This window comes from Rosistilla carotiformis, from assembly GCF_007753095.1.
Classification (GTDB): domain Bacteria; phylum Planctomycetota; class Planctomycetia; order Pirellulales; family Pirellulaceae; genus Rosistilla; species Rosistilla carotiformis.
Genome location: NZ_CP036348.1, coordinates 6,599,728 through 6,619,677, shown reverse-complemented (window position 1 = coordinate 6,619,677; position 19,950 = coordinate 6,599,728). Strand labels below are relative to the sequence as shown.

Here is a 19,950-nt window from a genome sequence, read left to right as displayed (position 1 = left end):
GCCTCGAGTCCGAGGACTTTTCTTGCGTGGTCCGACCCGATTCGGCAGGTCGGTTCCTGTTCACATTTCACTAGTTCGTAAGTCGTTTGATTTCAGGCATTTGCGTCGATCGAGACGGTTCTCGGCGATCGCTCATAGCCCAAATCATTTGAAGGTTCGCTCCATGGCCAATCGCAAACGGCAAGATGTTTCAAGCCGCCTCCACTCGGTGAGAAAAGGTACGAAGAGGAACTCTCTTCGCAGATCGATGCTGGAATCTCTGGAACCGAGGAAATTGTTGGCCGCGGGGCCACAATTGATCGGAATCCAGCCTAACAGTGGTGATTTGATCACTGATGGTAGTGTTCGCAGCGAGTCTCCCGGTGAGCTTGTCTTCCGTTTTGACGAAAATCAGGTGATCGATCCGGCCACCCTGGATGCGATTCGGATCGTTCGCAGCGGGGGGGACGGGACCTTTGATCTGCCCGTTGCTTCGAGCGACTTTGGTAGCGTCTATCGAAATCCCAGCACGTCGGTGATCGAACTGACCGGAGGCGTCGATATCCAGTTGACGCAGATCGCGTCGGGACAACCGATTCGCGTGACGGTGACCCGCGACGACGGCTTGGCCGCTGGCGCGGCGCCTCAATTCACGGTCGGGGCGAGCGTGGCGGGAACCGTCCCGCTGACGATCACGTTGGCGCCGGGAACGACGGCATTCAACTTCATCGAAGCGTTTAATGCTTCGGCGTCGGTCAACACCTTCTTGAACGCACAATTGAAGGGTGGGCATCGCGACGCGGTCCTGATGGCGGATCCCGCGGTCAACAGCCTGCCAAGCTTCGATATCGTGTCGACTGGCGATGAACAGATTGTCCCAACGTTCTTGGAAGTGGGTGCGGCCCCGAATCAGAACGAGGTGATTGCGCGGTTCTCCAATGCGCTGCCCGACGACGATTACCGAATCGAAGTCTTCGGCTTCGACGATCCCGCTTTGGGGATTGTGGGGCTGCGAAGTATTTCCGCGACCGATCCAGATACGCTGCTGATCCCGAGTCAAGAAGGGGCACGCAAAGAGGTCGTTGACTTCCGGCTTGACCTCGGGGCACAGGTTCAAGCTGTTGTGCCACAGCCGGTGGTCCGGCTGGCCGATGGTAGCCTGAATCAACGCCGCAACGAAATCGTCGTCTATTTCAATGACGACGATTTGTTCGTTGAGAACCTGGCCAATGGCCAACCCACCGATCGTTCGGCAGAGAACCCACGATTCTACACGCTGATCTTCACACAAGATTCGGTCAGCAATCGCGATGACATCGAGATCGCGCCGTCGCGCGTCGTTTACAACCCGGCGGCCGATACCGCGACGTTGGTCTTTGATTCGGATCTCTCGGATCTGGTTGGCGGTGACGGAGGGATTGGAACGTTCCGGCTGCGCGTCGGAACGGCCGAAGCGATTCCGTTGGCGCCGCAACGCGTCGAACTGGGGAGCGCGCTGGCGGCGACCGATCTGAATTCGGGCGGGGCTGCAACGTTGCGCTTCCAGTCGGTCGTGGGAGCTCCCGCGAATATGCAAGTGCGGTTCGTCCGATCGGGGACCGGAGCGGTTTCCGTGGCTGTTGCAGGTTCGGTTGTGACGGTGGACCTGGGGGCTGGAACGACGTTTGCCGATATCGTTAACGCGATCAACACCGATGCGGCTGCTTCCTTGTTGCTGCAGGCGAGTGTCGATGGCGCCGCCGGCACGGCTGTCGGAACGACGGCAGCGGCCTTCGCTCCTGTCTCGCTGCTGGAACCGGGCGATTCGTTCACCGCAGCGGCGGATATTGGAACATTTGGGATCGATCCCAACGCGATCAATTTCCGCAGCGTCGTGCTTTCAAGCGCGATCGATCCGATCAACTACCAATTGGAACTGTTGGGTGGCAACGACGACCCGGGGCATCGCGATCTGGTCGAAGACCTTGGCGACGCTTTCTCACAGCATGTCAACGATAATTTTGGCGCCGATGTCACGCCGGGGATTACCACGATCCCGTACAACTTCCGCAGCGACTACGGCATCGATGATAACGGCACATCGCGTGTGAATTCGATTTCCGAACGTCAGAAGGAACGGATTCGCGAAGCGCTCGACATGTGGGCCAGCGAATTAGGGGTACAGTTCTTCGAGACCGACAACCAAGGCTTCACGTTCGCCACGGGCGATCTGTCGGTCCTGGGCAACGATCCCACCACAGGCGTCCCGTTGTCTGGCGGGAATGTCTTTTTGCAGTCGACGTTTGGCGTGCGGGTCGATCCCGCGATTGCCACGACCGGTGCGGGCACCAATGCGACGCTCGTGATGGATTCGTTTGTCGAATGGGAAGATCTGTACGGCGAGGACTACTTCCGGACCGCGATTGCAGGCATCGGATTTTTGCTGGGGCTGGAACAGGCAAGCGATCTGCCCTCCTCGACGCTGATGAACTTGGACAGCAATTTCCTAGCGAATGATTCGACTTTGGAACCTGTTTTCCCAGGCAACTATGACATCTTGCACGGCCAGTATGTATGGCGTCCGGAATCGGGTGATATCGATCTGTATCGCTTCGAAATCGATCTCGACGATCCGAACAAACTAGCGGTCGTCACCGCCGAGACGTTTGCTGAACGCCTTGGAAACAGCAGCCTGTTGGACACTTCGCTGACTTTATATAAGCAGCAACAAGCTAGCGTCGTGACCGATTTTGGTGTCTACGGCAACTTTGAGATCGACTTCACCGCGGTTCAGCCCGGCGATTTGGGCAATCGTACCGGCGTGCAGTTGGTGATTACTCCCACGGGAAGCAATCCGACGCCGACAGTGGAAGTCACTGAAAACCAGATCGTTGTGTACATGTCCAACCCTGCCGGCACGACGGTGCAGCAGGTGGTCGACGCGATCAACGCGTCTCCCGCGGCGGCGAATCTGGTCACTGCGACCTTGGTCTTAAGTGAAGACATCGACCCGACGGAAATCCCCACTTTCGCGAGCTTGCAGGAAGATGCGCCGCGCGTGTTGTTGACCGGTGGCGGAATTGTGTCGGTCGCGCGCAACGACGACTACTACAGTGAAGATTCGTTCTTGGAAGTCGAACTGGGCAGCGGTGTCTACTATATCGGTGTGATGGCTTCGGGGAATGATCTTCCCGATCCGACGATCGGTGGCACCGGATTTGGTGGCACCACGCAAGGTGAATACGAACTGCAATTGAAGTTCCGTCCGCAGGTCGACGAAACCGATGTGCTGCGTGACTTGGATGGCAACGATCTAACTAGCAACGATCCATTCCGTTTGCCAGGTACTCGGGTCGATGCATCCAACGACGGAACGCCCGGCGGGGTCTTCAATTTCTGGTTCCAGACGCGTCCGCTAAATCGTCAACTGGACTTCGTTGGCGGTGGCGATAGCGTCGTCAATGGGCAAGTGATCGAGGTCACGAACTATCGCGGGATTACGCGACGGTTTGAATTCTCCAACGACGGGACGGTCGGATCCAATCGGGTCATGGTCGCTTACAACGACAGCGACACGCCAGAAATGCTGGCGTCGAAGTTCGCCGCGGTGTTGGGAAGTGTGGTCGCCAGTGGTGGTCCGTTCTTGACGTCGGTGGCAGTCAATGGCTCGGTGATTGAAATCACTGGCGAGCAATTGCTGAACGTGCCGGATGATTTTGTCTCGATGGACATTTTGGGACGGACCATTTTTGTCGACAACTTCGGCAGTTCGACCGCTGATGGATCCGCGGAGCGTCCGTTCGATAGCATCTCGGGAATTGGAATTCCAAACGCCTTTGCGGCGACGCATCCCGGGGACATTGTGCGGATCGTCGGCAATGGTGGTTTGGATCAAGATCCGACGACGCTGAACGACAACTTTGCTTATGAGATCGGTTTTGGATCGCTGCCCGGCCAGGTGCTGCAAGACGGTACCGAGATGGAAGTTCCGAAGGGCGTCACGGCGATGATCGACGCCAACGCGATTTTTAAACTGCGTCGCTCGTACATCGGCGTGGGCAGCAGCACTCTATTGGTTGATCGCAGCGGCGGCGCGTTACAGGTGTTGGGTACACCGACTTTGGTCGACGACAATGGCGCGGTTCTTCGCGACGCGTTGGGGAACGCGATCGAAGGTTCGGTCTACTTCACAAGTGCTTTGGATCGAACGATCGCCACACCGCAAGCGGGTCTCGCGACGACGCCTGGCGCTGGCGATTGGGGCGGTTTGTTGTTGCGACGCGATATCGATCAGATCGAAGGTCGCACGGATCTCGAGGATCAAGGTATCTTCCTGCAGCACATTGGATTCGCGGATATCAAATATGGTGGCGGCGCCAACACGGTGCTCGATGGCAACCAGAAATTGGTCAATCCGATTCAGATCGTCGACATGCGTCCAACGATCGCCAACAACACGATATCGAACAGCGCCGATGCCGCCATTAGCGCGACTCCGGACAGTTTCAAGGAGACCAATTTCCAAACGATCGAGTACCAGTTGACCGGTGCATTCACCGCCGACTACGATCGCGTGGGTCCGGATATCTACCAGAACCAGTTGACCGATAACAGTATCAACGGGATGTTCATTCGCGCCACCACGCCTGCCGGTGGGACGTTGCGTAAACTGACCGTAGCGGGTCGATTCGACGACACCGACGTGGTGCATGTGATCGCCGAAAACTTGGTCGTTGACGGAACCCCCGGTGGTCCGCGATTGTACCAAAGTCGATTGCCTGTCGATCTGGTCGACACGGCGGCGTTGAGCGGAGGTTCGTTGACCGCGGGTGTGGCCTACGAATATCGAATTGTTTCGGTCGATGCGTTCGGAAACGAAGGGCTTCCTTCGGATGCGATCGTTGCTCCCGTGCTGGGAGCGACCGAAGGGCGAATCACGCTCAGCGGTCTGCCACCTGCGGAAGACGGCTTTTTGTTCCGCCGCGTTTATCGATTGATTCCCGGTGGAACGGGGTATGACTTGGTCGCGATTCTCGACGCGAACGATCCCGACTTTATCGATGATGGCGATCGGTTGAATTCCGTTGCGGTTGACTTGGACGTAACCCGCACCGAGGTGCGATTGGCACGCCCCGACGCATCGCTGAAGATCGATCCAGGCAGCGTGATCAAGGTTCAAGGTTCGCGATTGGAGTTTGAATTCGGTACGCAGCTGTTGGCCGAAGGGCTTGATGGTCAAGAGATCATCTTCACCAGCATCTTGGACGATCGTTATGGTGCCGGCGGAGAATTCGATACCGAGAACGGTGGCTTGGTCGATGGAGTCAATCCGTTGCCACCATCGTCCGGCGATTGGGGCGGTTTGTATTTCGCCCCCGGTGCGCATCTAAGCCTCGACAACGCGGTGGTTGCCTTTGGTGGTGGTCTGACGCGTATCGAAGGTACTTTCCGAGCCTTCAGCGCGGTTGAATTGCAACAGGCGACGGCGCGGATCACCAACACATCGTTCGAAGACAATCACGAGGGCTTGGGAGGCCAAGGCCCTCGCGATCGCTTGGGGCGGTTGGATAACGTGGCGATCGATCTTCGCGATGCCCCATCGGATGATGCCGGTGAGTCCTTCCGGGCGCTCAGCGGAACGACGATCTTCGTTCGCGGTTCGCAACCGGTGATCGTTGGTAACACGTTCATCGACAATGTCGGTAGCACGATCAATATCGACGGCAACTCGCTGACCGACGAATACATCGTCGACATCGGCCGCGATACCGGGCCGATCGCACGAATCGATGACTTGGATGACAACTATGGTCCGTTGGTCCGCCGCAATCGGATGGACAACAACGGCCTTAACGGTTTGGAGATTCGCGGCCGCGATACGATCTACGTGGGTGGGCGTGAATTCACCAGCGAGACCGCTGAATATACGGTCGGAAACGTTGTGGGCGGTCTTGTGCCAGACGTCGACGATGTGCGGAATCCGAGCAACGTGACGTCGGTCAACTTCACTGTTCAGGGGGATGCATTGACCGCGGGCGAATTGGCAGTCTCGGCAGTGATTCTGACGACTCGCAGCATCTGGGATGACACGGATATCGTGCACGTTCCGTATCAACAGTTCATCACGGGCAATTTGCACAGCAGCAGCGGGCTGCGTTTGCAGAGCCGTCCGGATGAAAGTTTGGTGGTCAAATTCGCGGGTTCGACCACAACAAGCCAAGGGAAAGACACGGGTTCGGGCAGTTCGGCCGATCCTTTCTATGGGACCGGTCTGACAGCGACCGGATCGTTGGGCGATATCGATGATCGCGTCGGCGGCACGTTACAAATTGTGGGTCTTCCTGGTTCGCCGGTTGTCTTGACGGCGCTGGCAGACGACACCGTGGGTGCGTCGTTGAAACCCGATGGTACGCCACAAACGGACACGAACAACGATCAATGGGCAACACGGCCAGAGCCGAACGATTGGCGTGGCATCTACTTGGATGAATTCTCCAACGATCGCAACGTGGAAATCGTATTGGAACGCGAAGCGCACGACGCGCCGGCGCCGGGCTTGAATGCCGATACGGTTAATCCCGAAGTGATCGGCGATTTGGCTGCGACGCAGTACGATTCGGACGATACGCTGCGACTGGGCTTCGAAGTCTCCGGCTTCTTGACCGAAAACGATATCGATGTCTACGCCTTCAGCGCCGTTGCGGGGACCGAAGTCTGGATCGATGTCGATCGCACCAGCTTCAATCTCGACAGCATCGTCGAAGTCCTCGATTCGGAGGGACGATTGCTGGCGCGTAGCACCAACAGCACCGACGAAGTGTTCGAGAACTTCGAACTGCGTGACGAGCAGTTGGGGACGTTGCAAACAGGAGCCGACGAACTCAATAACTTCAATGAGTACGGGTTGTTGGATGAATACGGAACGACCAATCCTCGTGATGCCGGTTTCCGAATTTCATTGCCAGGAGTGCGCGGCGCTCGCGACACCTATTACGTGCGAATTCGATCGCAATCGGTCGATCCAAACGATTTCGCTGGCGGCATCACGTCGGGTAAATACGAATTCCAGATCCGGATGCAGGAGGAACAAGAGTTCTCTGGTTCCACGGTGCGATACGCCGACATCCGTTACGCCAAGCACGGTGTGCATGCCAAGGGCCTGCCCTACCACAGTCCGTTGTTGGGCGAGGCACAAGAGGATGAAGGTCCCGGGTCGACGATCTCCAACAACAATTTGTTCACCAACCCTGCGACACCCGAGGACCGGGCGCAATATGTGGGCAATCTGCTGAACAGCGATTTGACCGTGTTGAGCGTCGGTGGCGAATTGTCGAGCCTGACCGATGTCGATTTCTACCAGTTTGATATCGTCAAGCCTGAAGGTAATTCAGGAACGCACTTCCCCACGATCTTCGATGTCGACTATGCCGACGATCTTGGACGTCCCGATACGACGCTGTGGGTCTACTACGACAGCGACGGTCAGTCGGGCAGCCTGCCGCCGCGTTTGGTTTACACCGGTGCGGACAGCAATATCGCCGAAGATCGCAGCGACTCACTGAACAGCGATCCCGCGTTGGACTTTGACCGTGGCAGTGTGGGGTCGGGCGATCCGTTCATTGGTTCGGTAGAGCTTCCCGAGGGAACGTATTTTGTCGCGATTACTGAATCGAGCCGAGTGCCTTCGATTTTGACGACCGATCCGTTGATCCGACGCGAACCGATCGCTTCGATCAAACGTCTGGTCGACGATCAAATCGAAGCCCTCAGCTTGTCGACAACCAATCCGCCGACCGTGCTTCAGTTCATCGACCAGTCCAATTTGCCCGCCGGTTGGCAAGTGACGACGAATCGGGCGACCGAAGCGGGGCACGGCGTCTATTCAACGTTTGACGGAGCACGTGACGGCGTTGATCCCGTGTTGGCGGAGCAAGCGGAGTCTGAGCCAAACGATGGGTTGTTCTCGGCGGATAGCATCGATGGCGCCGCAAACTGGGGCCTGAACTACAACAGCGATATCACGCAAGATATTTTTGATACGAACACGTCAACCAACATTCCCCACACGACAATCCAAGGCGTGTTGGATGACAGCGTCGATTTCTTCCGCTTCACAGTGCCCGACACCAATAACGGTGCGGGAAATCGGGTGATCCTGGATATCGATAATGGCTTCGACTTCTCGAATGCTTTGGGTTCAGACGATTTCACCTTGGAGTTGTTTGCCATCTCGGGTCCAAATGCTGATCTGACGGCACCGATTTTGACCAGTATCGACAATGGTTTCGATACCGGTAGCAGCGCCTTCGGCGGTTTCAACGATCCAATGATCGATGCCACGATAGCTCCGGGAACCTACGTGCTTGCCGTGGTCGAAGACGGTTCGACCTTCAACGCGACCAGCACGACGTATACCTCTCCCGATACGCTGATCGAAAACGGTAACTACACGTTGCATGTGTCGGTGGAAGGGCACGCTGTGGGAGCGTTGGGCGGATCGGTGCTGAATGAAAGTCTGCACTTTGATCCATCCACGGGCAACGGAACGTTGACCGCGAACCAATTTGATTTGTCGGGATATACCGCCGATGATCAAGCGTTTTTGTATTTCAATTATGCCTTGGACACCGATCCTGGGGATGTCGTGACGGTCCACATTACCAGCAACGATGACCCCGTGGGGCAGACGGTCGCGTCGAGTGATATCACCTTTGGTGGTAACATCCTGACCAGCGATAACATTTGGCGTCAGGCACGGATTCCGTTGAAGGCGTTTGCCGGTGATTCGGGTGTGACGGTCGAGTTTCAATACAGCACTCCGGGCGGTTCGACATCCGAAGGCTTCTACATCGATGACTTTATTGTCGGCTTTGCTGAGCACGGCGAACTGATCACCGGATCGTCGTTCGTAACGTCATCGTCGGTCGACTTTGTTCAGCAGGGGACGCCGGGCACGTTTGTCTCTGGGGCATACCAACTGGAGGTCCGTCCTGGCACCGATTACGCGGACACGGTCGGTACTTCCTTGGAAATCCGTGAGGTGTTCGACACAAACGATCGCCAATCCGAATCGATCACGGTGATTGCACCTGCTGGGTTCCAGCTCGCCGATGGCGATTTCTTCGAACTCAGCGATGGGTTTGTCACGCAAGAGTTCGAATTCAATTCGACCGGTGGTGTGAAACTGGGACGTGTCGCGATTCCGTTCCAGGCGACCGATTCGGCCAGCACGATCGCGGCAGCCATGATTTCGGCGATCAACAGTCCCGCCGTTGCCGCGAAGGCTAGTTTCAGTGCCGCTTCCAGCGGTGGAATCACGCAAGGCAGCACGCAAGGCGATGCGCGGATCAATCTGTTCGGCAACGTCCGCGGTGATTTTGCGGAGCTTTCCGATGAGACGTTGGGGGTGACCTCAAACGCCGATTCAGAAGCGTTGGCCGGCCAATTGTTGGGCAACGGTTTGACACTGGTTTCCGGTTCGACGTTGTTGACTGGAAATGCAGGGACCTTCGATGGTGGATCCCGTGTCATTGGCATCGAGCAAGGGGTTGTGCTGACCACGGGTGATTTGTCGACCGTGCAGGCCTTCAACCTGAGCGACAGTTCGACCGGTTCGGCGACTGGGTTAGGTGACGTCGATCTCAATGAACCAGGCGTTTTGCCTGCGGGTAGCACGTCGGTCGATTCGACAGCGCTGGAGTTCCAGTTCACCTTCGACGATAGCAGCACTCCAGGCAGCTTGTTCTTGGAGCTCGCCTTTGCTTCGGAAGAGTTCTTTGAAGCTTCTGCGACTCCCGATGTCGCAGCGATCTTCCTGTCGTACACCGATAATTCGGATCCGTTGAATCCTGTAGACATAACGATTCCTGTCCCGATCTCCGGACAAGATACGATTGGAACGGGGAACCTTCCTGTTGCAGAAGTTATCAACAACGATCCGAATCTGGCTGGAAAACATCTCAGCGAACTCGGCTTCGATGGAATCTCACGTCCGTTGACCGCGAGTTTAGCAGGATTGGATCCAAGCTGGGTTTATACGGTGAAGATCGTTGTCGCCGATGTGGCGAACACGCTGAATCCTGTCGATTCCAACGATTCGGCGGTCTTCGTGCGGGCCAGTTCGATCTCCACCGAGGATTCCGGCGATCCTAACATGATCGCTGTCGACCAACGCGTGACCTTGCCCGCCATCGTGCATTTGGGCGTGGGGGATACCAACGCAAAACGTCAGCAAGGTCAGTTGTTGATTCACAGCAACACGATCAGTGATTCGCAGGTCTACGGTGTTTGGATCGAGGGTGCCGATCGCGAACAGGATCCTGAAGACTTCCGTGCCAATGGCTCTCCAACAGGCTTCGGCAGCGGATTGCCTCACGGCGACCTGGGGCAACCTTACCTGGGACGCAGCTACGGCGGCGCGGTGCGAAATCTTCGCGCTCTGAACAACTCCGTCGAAGGCGGTTTGGTGCCGGGAGCTGTGGTTGTCAATAACGTGATCGACCAAGCGGGCGTTTCAGGAATCACGGTGGAAGGGACGACCCTGCCGTGGATCATCAACACCAATGGCAACTTTGGAATCGGCGAGGACACGACACTCGCAACGGCCGCAACCAACACGCCAGGTTCTCCAGAGGTTCACTTTGGCGATGCGATCAGGGACGGCGCCCAGATGATCATCTCGGCGGCTGGAATCGACGTCTTGTTTGAGTTTGAGGATATCAGCGGCGACGTGACCGGCGATGGCGGAAGCGGCGTGCGTGGTGGTAATGGTGTTTCTACCGGTGCGGTACCAATTTATTACCGCATGGATGCCGGGGGCACCACCTACAATCCACAAGGCACGGCACCCAACCGAAGCTTCGGTTATACCGAACACGAAATGATCGCGGCAATTTATGATGCGATCATCGGCAGCGTGTTGGTCACCAACGACTTGGTCAGCTTGGTCACGCCTACGATTGGCCCCAGCGTGATCGAAAACAGCATCACTTCCAATATTGGAAACGGTGCCGACGACATGGCATTTGTCAATCCGGCACTTTATTTGGACGGTGTTACGAACATCCGGTTTCCGCTGATTCCTCAGTCGCCATCTGCGTGGCTGACGGCTCGTGAAGTCACGTTGGCGGAATCGCCACAGCCGTTCGTTCGCATCGTGAACAATACGATCTACGGATCCGATGGGAATCTGGCCAGTGCTGCAGGCAGCGGCACCGACGAACCCAACGATACGATCGCGGGAGCCGTAGTCACGCATCAAGGTTCGGCGGTGACGCCGTTCTCGTTCACCACCAGCGGTGTGATCGGCGATTCCCCATCGCTGTCCGCGACGCAAGATGTCGATATCTACCAAATCGAACTCGACGCCGGCGATCGCGTGCAAGTGGACATCGATTCGTTGGGATTGGGCACGATAGCGAACCCTGTCGATACGACGCTGTGGTTGTTTGATAGTGCAGGCCGCCCTGCGAGCCTAGGATCCGGTTTGGCGGTCCAAACCGACTTCAGCCAGTCGGGGCAGGCCCCTGGAGAAGCCGTTAGCGAAGATCCTTACCTCGACTTCACCGCGACTCATAAGGGAACCTACTACGTCGCTGTCAGTGCTGCCGGCAACGAAAGCTACGATCCATTGAGCCTGGCCGGGCGTTCCAACGGAATTGGGCAAGGAAACTACCAACTAGAGATCAATGTCTCGGCGCCGCGTGAATTCATCCTGGCATTGGCTGATTTGAACGCCGGTGACACGATCGAAATTACCGATGTCGCGGGCAACGTGGATACGTTTACCGTTCCCAACGATGACCGTCCGTGGGATCAGGCTCGGAACTTGGCGACGACGATTAACAACACCGCAGGCAACACGCTGCCTAACCATGAAAATGGCAACGGGCCGGATGGACTCAACGGTCCCGTGTCACGCGTCGAAGCGATCGCTTTAGGAGGCATCTCGGGCGATCAACCGGGTATCAATGAGATCTTGTTGCGATTCCACCATGCTTTGGGAACCGCCATCGATTCGCAAGACGGTTTCGGACATGACCGATTGGCCAGCACCGGAAGTACCGGTGACGGAACCAGTGAACAGTTTGTTGTGATCGACAATGCGGCAACGATTTCGATCAATGGCGTACGGGTGACCAATGCGTCGTTGAGCACCAATCAAAGTCGGTTCCTGCCAGAAACGGGAATCATGGTGCGGGGCGCGAGTCCCACGATTTTGAATAACATCATCATGAACACACGTGATGGTGTCGTCGACGAAACGACAAGCGTGCAGGGACAAAACCCGGCTCGCAAAGACGAAGTGATCGTCGGCAATAACATCTTCCAGGGCATCCGAGGGGTCGCGTCGAACGTTAATCCAGGGGACGTGTTTAACGATTTCAACGATGTCATTGTGACTAGCCAACAGGTTTTGAATAATCCTGAAGGAGATAACTTCATCCCGAACCCAGGTTCGTACGCGATCGACTCTTCGATTGAATCGCTGCTCGAACGTGACAAATTTGCCGCCCTGAAAAGTGCGTTGGGGATCTCGCCTAGCCCGGTGTTGGCACCCAGTCGCGATGTCTTAGGTTTGTTGCGAGCGGACGATCCGTCGGTCGCCACGCCTGGCGGTATCGGCGGGAACGTCTTCATCGATCGTGGTGCTGTCGATCGGGCCGACTTTGTCGGACCGGGTGCTTCGCTGATCCTTCCCTTCGACAACGATGGTGCGGGAACCGATAGGGATAGCAACCTGACGCGTGTCGATCTCAATTCACCGCCCCCATCGGAGTTCCGCATTCGTTTGCAGGACGTCGCCGATCCGGCCGATCCGTTTGTCGGTTCCAACATCGACAACGACACGGTGATCAATTCAGCGCTCGCAGATCTCCGTAAACCGGGGGCTGTGGTCACGCTGTTCGAAAACGGAGATTTGTTAGAAGAAGGCGTCGATTATACCTTCCGTTATGACACGACCACCGAGACGGTGATTTTGAATCCGTTGGCCGGTGCTTGGAAGCCAGACGCGGTTTACCAAATTGGTGTTAACAATCGCGATCGCTTTGTGTTGGTGGCCCCTCCGGGAACGCAGGCTGTTGATGGCTCGCAGTTTGTCGTCACCGACAACCGGGGTGGAACCGTCACCTTCGAATACGAAACCGGTTATCAATTGCAATTGCCAACCGATATCAATCTGCAAATCCCATTGGCGGGTGGCGGTGCCGGTGGCGTACGCGACGGCGATCGGATTCGCATCACTTCGCCCGACGGATTGACGGTTACAACGTTCGAATTTGATCGCGACGGGACGACGTTGACAGGTAACATTCCTGTTCCATTTGTGTTGACCGATACCCAGGCGGACATCGTCAATTCGTTGAACGCTGTTCTTGTGGAACGAACTCGTTTCCCTGTCGACGCGGTCGAAAACGTGGGCAACGGTTTGATTCTGCTGACACCGAAGCAGGATGAAGTCGTTGACGTTGTTTTTGAACCAACGGTTGCAGCTTTGCAGGTAACCAATTCGGCAGCCAACTCGCAAATCCAAGTCGATCCGTTGCGGCAAGTTGCCGACGGCGACCTGATTCGAATTACGTCGGGTACCCAGACCTTTACGTTTGAAATCGATCTCGCGGGAACTGCGGCCGTCGATCCAAACAACTTACGGATTCCGATTCGCAACGCCAGTAATGCGCAATTGGTGGCGCAGGATATCCAAACGGAGATCAACAAGATCACCAGCAATCAGTTTCCATTTGAGACGGCCGCGACGCCGGTTAATGGCCTGCTGACGCTGGTTCCCAAGCCCGCTCGGACCGCGACGGTTAGTTCCCTGCCGGTTGCACGCATCAGTAGCAGCGTCGTCGATGGCGACGTTCAATTACAAGTGCTCTCGACCACAGCCGTTTACGATGGCGATTTGCTGCGGGTCTCCTCGGGTACCGACAGCGTTGTGTTTGAGGTCGATACCGACGGTACCGTTGCAGATGGCAACGTAGCGATGACGTTTGTCAGCACGATCAACCAACAACAGATTGCCAATGGAATCACCGCTGCGTTGCGTAGTCGGTTGTTCTCGATCGCTGCGGTGGAAACCAGTTTGTCCGATACATCGATCGAACCGGGAACACTCTTCCTGGCTGCTCAATCGGGGACGGTTGTCGATACCGGGTTTAGCGCGATCGGGCAACCGGTCGGTAGTCTGGCTTTGTCGATCTCGGAATTGGGCTTTGGGATCGGAGGGGTCGCCGATGGGCAAACTTTCACGATCAACGACGGTGGAATCAGCGTTACCTTCGAATTGGATAACGATGGCAACACGGCGGTCAACAATGTTCCGATCGATATCTCGACCTTCCTTTCGACCCAAGAACTTGCCGACGCGATCGCGCTGGCGATCAGCGTCTCGGGGCTGTCGGCACAACCCGAAGTGGTCTCCAATCGAATCGTGTTCCTAGGCCTCAGCGAAGGTGCCAGCGTGTCCACCACCGGTGGCGGCGTCTCGTCGGTTGGCTATGCTCGACCGTTGCAAGACGGCGATGGATTCTCGCTTACGACCGGTGATCTCGACGCCGGCGGCAGCAAGGTTGAATTCCAATACGTTCCAACCTCCAGCGTGGTTACGCCCGGTGCGTTGGCGTATTTCGATCTTAACGAAGACGGAAACATCGACCTCACGATTCCGAAGGATCTCAACAACGACGGCGTCGACGATCTGTATACGCTGGACGACAGCAATTCAGACGGCGTCATTGATCGCGTGTTTATCAACGCTGATGGCGTTTCGCAAGTTGATTCGTTGGGCAACATCGTTCCCGATTACATCTTCGCGCTCGACGCGAATTTGGATGGCGTGCTGGATATTCAAATCGTCTTGCCAGCCTTGATGACCACGGCGTTCGAAGCCGATTTCGATGGCGACCTCGAATTGGATCTGCGATTCCCAGCCGACGTCGATGGCAATCAACTGGAGGACTTACGCCAGTTGTTGGATGCCGATGGAGACGGCTTCAATGAATCACTGCAGATTCTATTGCCCGGTCCTGGTGGAGTGGCCTATGCCGCATTGACCATCGCGATCGATGCCAACGACGATGGCGAAGTCGATCGTCCGTTGTTCTATCCCGCGCGTTCGGAGGTCGCCTACGAAGCCGACTTCAATTTTGATGGCGTGTTGGACGTGCGATTCCCACGTGATCTCAATGGCGATGGCATCGAGGACGTCCGGACGCTCGTTTACGCCGATGGCAGCACCGCAATCGGTGGAGATGGTTTGACCAATCGCGTGCCGATCGCAATCCAGATCGAAACCGATCGCGTGTTGACCTATCCGTTGGATCCGACAACAAATCTACCGATCTTGTCCGAAGGTCCCCTGGCCGACGTGACGATCGATGTCGATGCCAATCAGGATGGGACCCCGGACGCTTCGGTGGTCTTGATCGACGGCATCGAATTGACCGATTCCAACGAAAAGATTGCCGAATTGACGGTCGCGGCAATCACCGCTCAAACGGTGTTTGGCTTGACCCCCAGTGCAATCGACGGCGGTTTGATCTCGATCGGTGGTGAAGCCGGTTTGGTGCTGGACATCATCAGCGGATCGCCACTTCAAGCCTCGGGGCAACCCGGCGTGACGACGAATTCGACGTTGACGATCGCTGGTCCTTTGGTGCTAAGCGTGCAGCCCGCCGGTGGTGTTTCGATTCCCGACGGGGCGACCTTTGCAATTACGAACAACGGACAAACGGTTGTCTTTGAATTCGATATCAACGTTCCGACTCAGTTGAACAATCCCAATAGCATTGGAATTTCCTATACGTTGGCGGATTCCGCGAACGTGATCGCCGCCAAAATTCAAGCGGCGATCGCTGGGTCGGGATTGGGAATTACGTCGCGAACAGGGCTTTCAGGTTCCGTTGAACTCGATGGGGTAGACGAATCCCAATTGACGATTCCAAGCAGCACGCCGTTGACCAGTCGTCGCGGCACCGTCAGCGATGGAGAGACGTTGACGATTTCCAATGGCGTGCAGACGGTCACGTTTGAATTTGAACGCAGTGTCGGTGGCGGCGGTGTTGCCGCAGGAAACCAAGCGGTGATCTTCAGTTCGACAGGGACTTCCGATGACGTGGCGGTCAGCCTGGCCGCAGCGATACAGAATTCAATTCTGGCAATTGGTACGACGGTCAACGGTAGCCAAGTCACGCTCAACGGCGCGACGTCGCAAACCACGATCGATGTGTCCAATACAAATTCGGTGGAAGTTAGTGGCACGCCTGGTGGAGCCGTTCCGATTTCGATCGTCCGATCGGGTACCGTCAGCGATATCGAAGTTCGCGATGCCATCATCGCTGCGGTCAACAATAACGTTCCTTCGTTATCGGCCAGTGTGCGTGGTGACAACACGATCTTCCTGGAAGGTGCGACGACGGTTGACTCGACGATTCCAAACTACTTCTTGCGTGCGGTTGCCGATAACGTCGGCAATCCACTCAAGAGCAATCAATTGGACGATACGGTCACGTTCACGATCCTGTTGGACGGGGCACAATTCGATTATGGCGACGCGCCCGATCCTGTCGAAGACGTTCCCGGACGTTACCCAACCTCGCGTGACTTCGATGGGGCTCGGCACCTGCTGGTCCCCGATGGGCCACGTTTGGGTGAACTGATCGACGCCGATGCCGATGGCCAACCGCAACGCAATGCCGATGGTGACGATAGTTCACTGGTTGTGCTGACCGACGATGCGGCCCATCCGACCGAACCGAGGTTGTTCACAATCACGGCTGAAAATCCAGCGGGCCCAACGATCAAAGTCAGCACCGCTGACGCGGAGATTCCCGCATCGTTCGAAGGTCGTTTGTTGATTATCGACAACGGCTTGGAACGGATCACCTTCGAAGTCGATTCCGATGGCATGTTCGATGAGGATCACATCCGAATCGCGTTCGATCCCGACGGTGAATTTGGAGACAAGACGACCCCTGTGGCGTTGGCGGCTAATTTGGTCGATGCGATTCGTCGCAGCGGGCTACAGCTGGCAGGCAGAACGCTCTCCGGGGCTCAGGTCACGTTGATTGCCGATGATGAGGATGGCGTCACGTTCGGTACGGCTACGTCGCCGACCACGGTACTGCAAGTTGGACAGAACACCGTGATGACGGTCGAAGTGACCGGCGAAGGCCTGTTGGACGGATGGATCGATTTCAATCGCGATGGCGACTGGGACGATCCAGGCGAACGCATTTTCGTGAACAAGCCGATCTCGTCGACAACCCAGTTTGAAATTAGTGTCCCTTCGACCTTCGCCATTCCGGCGACTCCTGAAGGGGTGACCACAATGGCTCGCTTCCGATTGAGCACTGCGGGCGTCTCCTCGCCAACCGGCTTGGCGCTCGACGGCGAAGTGGAAGATTACGAGGTTCGGATTGTCAATGGCGGAACCACGGCGAATGCCGATGCCGGTGGCTCGTTCAGCGTACGAGAAGACGAGCTGCTGAACCTGGATGCCAGCCAAGGTGTTTTGGCCAACGACGTCGCTCGCCCCGCTTCGGTCTTGAGTGTTTACTCAGAGGATGTCGGCACGCGGACGCTGGAGAACGGCACGCTCGAATTGCGAGCTGACGGAAGCTTCACCTACACACCGAATGCCGACTTCTTTGGTACCGAAACGTTCACGTATCGAGCGGTCGATCAAACCTTGCTCGATGCGACCGGCGCGCTGTTGGTCTCCGCACCAAGTACAGTGACGATCAATGTAACGAGCGTGAATGACGCTCCGCGTGGTGGGGTAACGCAACAAACCTTGTCGACCAACGAAGACTTTGCCCTCACCGTTTCGATCGAAAGCCTGTTGCAAAACCAGACAGCAACGACAACCGACGATTTCACGACGGGACCGGCAAATGAATCCGAGCAGACGTTAAGTATCGAACTGACCGGCGGAGGCGCTACCACGCAGGGCGGCACGGTGCGGATCCAAGGTGGCAACCTGATCTACACACCGCAAACTGATTTCAGCGGTACCGACACGTTTGTTTATCGCGTGGTCGACAACGGTGTGCCTTCGCAGGGAGTGAATGTGACGGTGACGGTTAATGTTGGCGAAGCCAATGACCCACCGGTCTTGCGGAACCACTTTGTGACCACCAATGAAGATGTGGCGTTTGATTCGGATAACAGTACGACTTTGACCGGTGGCTTGTTGACCGGGGCAGTCGACCCCGATGGCGACTCCAACGCGTTGGTTGTGAGTTCCACCGGAACCATCGCCACCGCGGGTGGGGGCAGCGTGCAGGTCTTTGGCGATGGCCAATTTATCTATACGCCAAGTCCCAACTATGCGGGGACCGACCAGTTCACCTATACGGTTCGCGATGCCGATGGCAGCACGAACACCGCGGATGTGACCATTACGGTCGTCGGCCAGCCCGATGCTCCGGTCACGGTCTCGACGGCTCCCGTCGGCGTCTCGTTGATCGAAGACGGCGCGGCCGGCTTTGTCGACTTGGATGACTATTTCACCGATCCCGATCTTCCCTACGGCGACTTCTTGACCTATGAGGTCGAATCGGTGGTTGTTCCGGATGTCGGCGGTGCCCAAGTGAACGCCAACGTGACCGGACCGTTGTTGACGATCACGCCTCAGGCGAACGCCTCGGGAACTGCCGTGATCACGGTCCGTGCGAAAGACTCGACAGGTCGACTGTCGAATCGTTTGACGATCAATGTGAATGTCAGTTCGCGGAACGATCCACCACAGGTCATCGGGACGCTCGAAGATTTGGTTGTTCCCGAAGACGCGCAGATCACGCCTATCAATATGGCGAACATCTTCCGCGACCCTGATGGGGACACGTTGAATTATGTCGTCACCAGCAGCGACACCGGTCTGGTCACGGCAGTTTATAACGCCGCCACAAATCAGCTGGAAATGTCCTTGGTTGCCAATGCCAGCGGTCAGGCGACGATCACGGTAGAAGTGGGGGATGGTTCAGGCTTTAGCGTGTCGGAGCAATTCCTGATTACTGTCAATGCAGTGGAAGACATTCCGGCTGCCGTCAATGATTTCTATCCCAATGCCACGAGCACCGGAGAGATCTTGCAAGGTGGCATCTACCGTGTCACCGATCCTGCGAAGGGGTTGTTGGCAAACGACTTCGACGGCGACGGCGACGCCTTTACGATCACCAGCTACACCCAACCGGTGAACAACACCGGAACGGTGGTGGTCGACGCAACCACAGGCGGTTTTGTCTATACGAATACCGGCGGCACCCTAGGGACGGTCGATTCGTTCCAGTACACGATCACCGATTCGAAAGGCAACAGCAACACCGCGACGGTCTTTTTGGAAATCGGCAATCCGCTGCTCTCGCACCAGAACCCCAATAACTCGTTGGATGTCAACGCCGATGGAGTCGTCTCTCCGATCGATGCATTGTTGATTATCAACTTGTTGAATCGTTCCTCGGGAACGTCGGTTTCGGTTCTGGGGCTGGGGGCGCCACCGGCTTACTACGACGTTTCGGGGGATGCTTATGTCACCGCCCTCGATGCGTTGAAGGTGATCAATGCTTTGAACACTCAGTCCAGCACGCCTCAGGCGGCGGGCGAGTCGCCGGACGCGATCGGTTTGGCAACCAGTTCGATCGTCGCCGGTCGAGGTGCTGTGAACGTGCCTCAGCTGGTGAATCCGAAACCGGCTATTCAAGACGATACGACCGCCGAGGATTCGATCGAAAGCTTGGACGCCTCCGGAGTCGTCGACCATGCGGAGATCGTCGACGGATTGCAGAACGACCCAATGGATTTGGTCCTGGATGCGATCGCGGCTTCTGGGACGGAGGATCAAGAGCAGGAGGCTGCGGAAATTTTTGACGCTGCAATCGACCAATTGTTGGGTGATTTCCGTCTGAATGACTAGACTCGGGAGCATTCTCTCGAGTTATTGACTGTGACAACGCCCCAATTCATCATTCGTGATTAAACGATTTCAAG

The 19,950-nt window shown here is 56.5% G+C and carries 1 protein-coding gene; it reads left to right on the top strand.

Annotated elements, in window-relative coordinates; genetic code table 11:
- The first annotated feature begins 247 nt into the window (after positions 1–247).
- Positions 248–19,876, top strand: a complete 19,629-nt coding sequence (locus tag Poly24_RS23850; protein ID WP_145101591.1) for a tandem-95 repeat protein — start codon at positions 248–250, stop codon at positions 19,874–19,876.
- Positions 19,877–19,950: the final 74 nt, after the last annotated feature.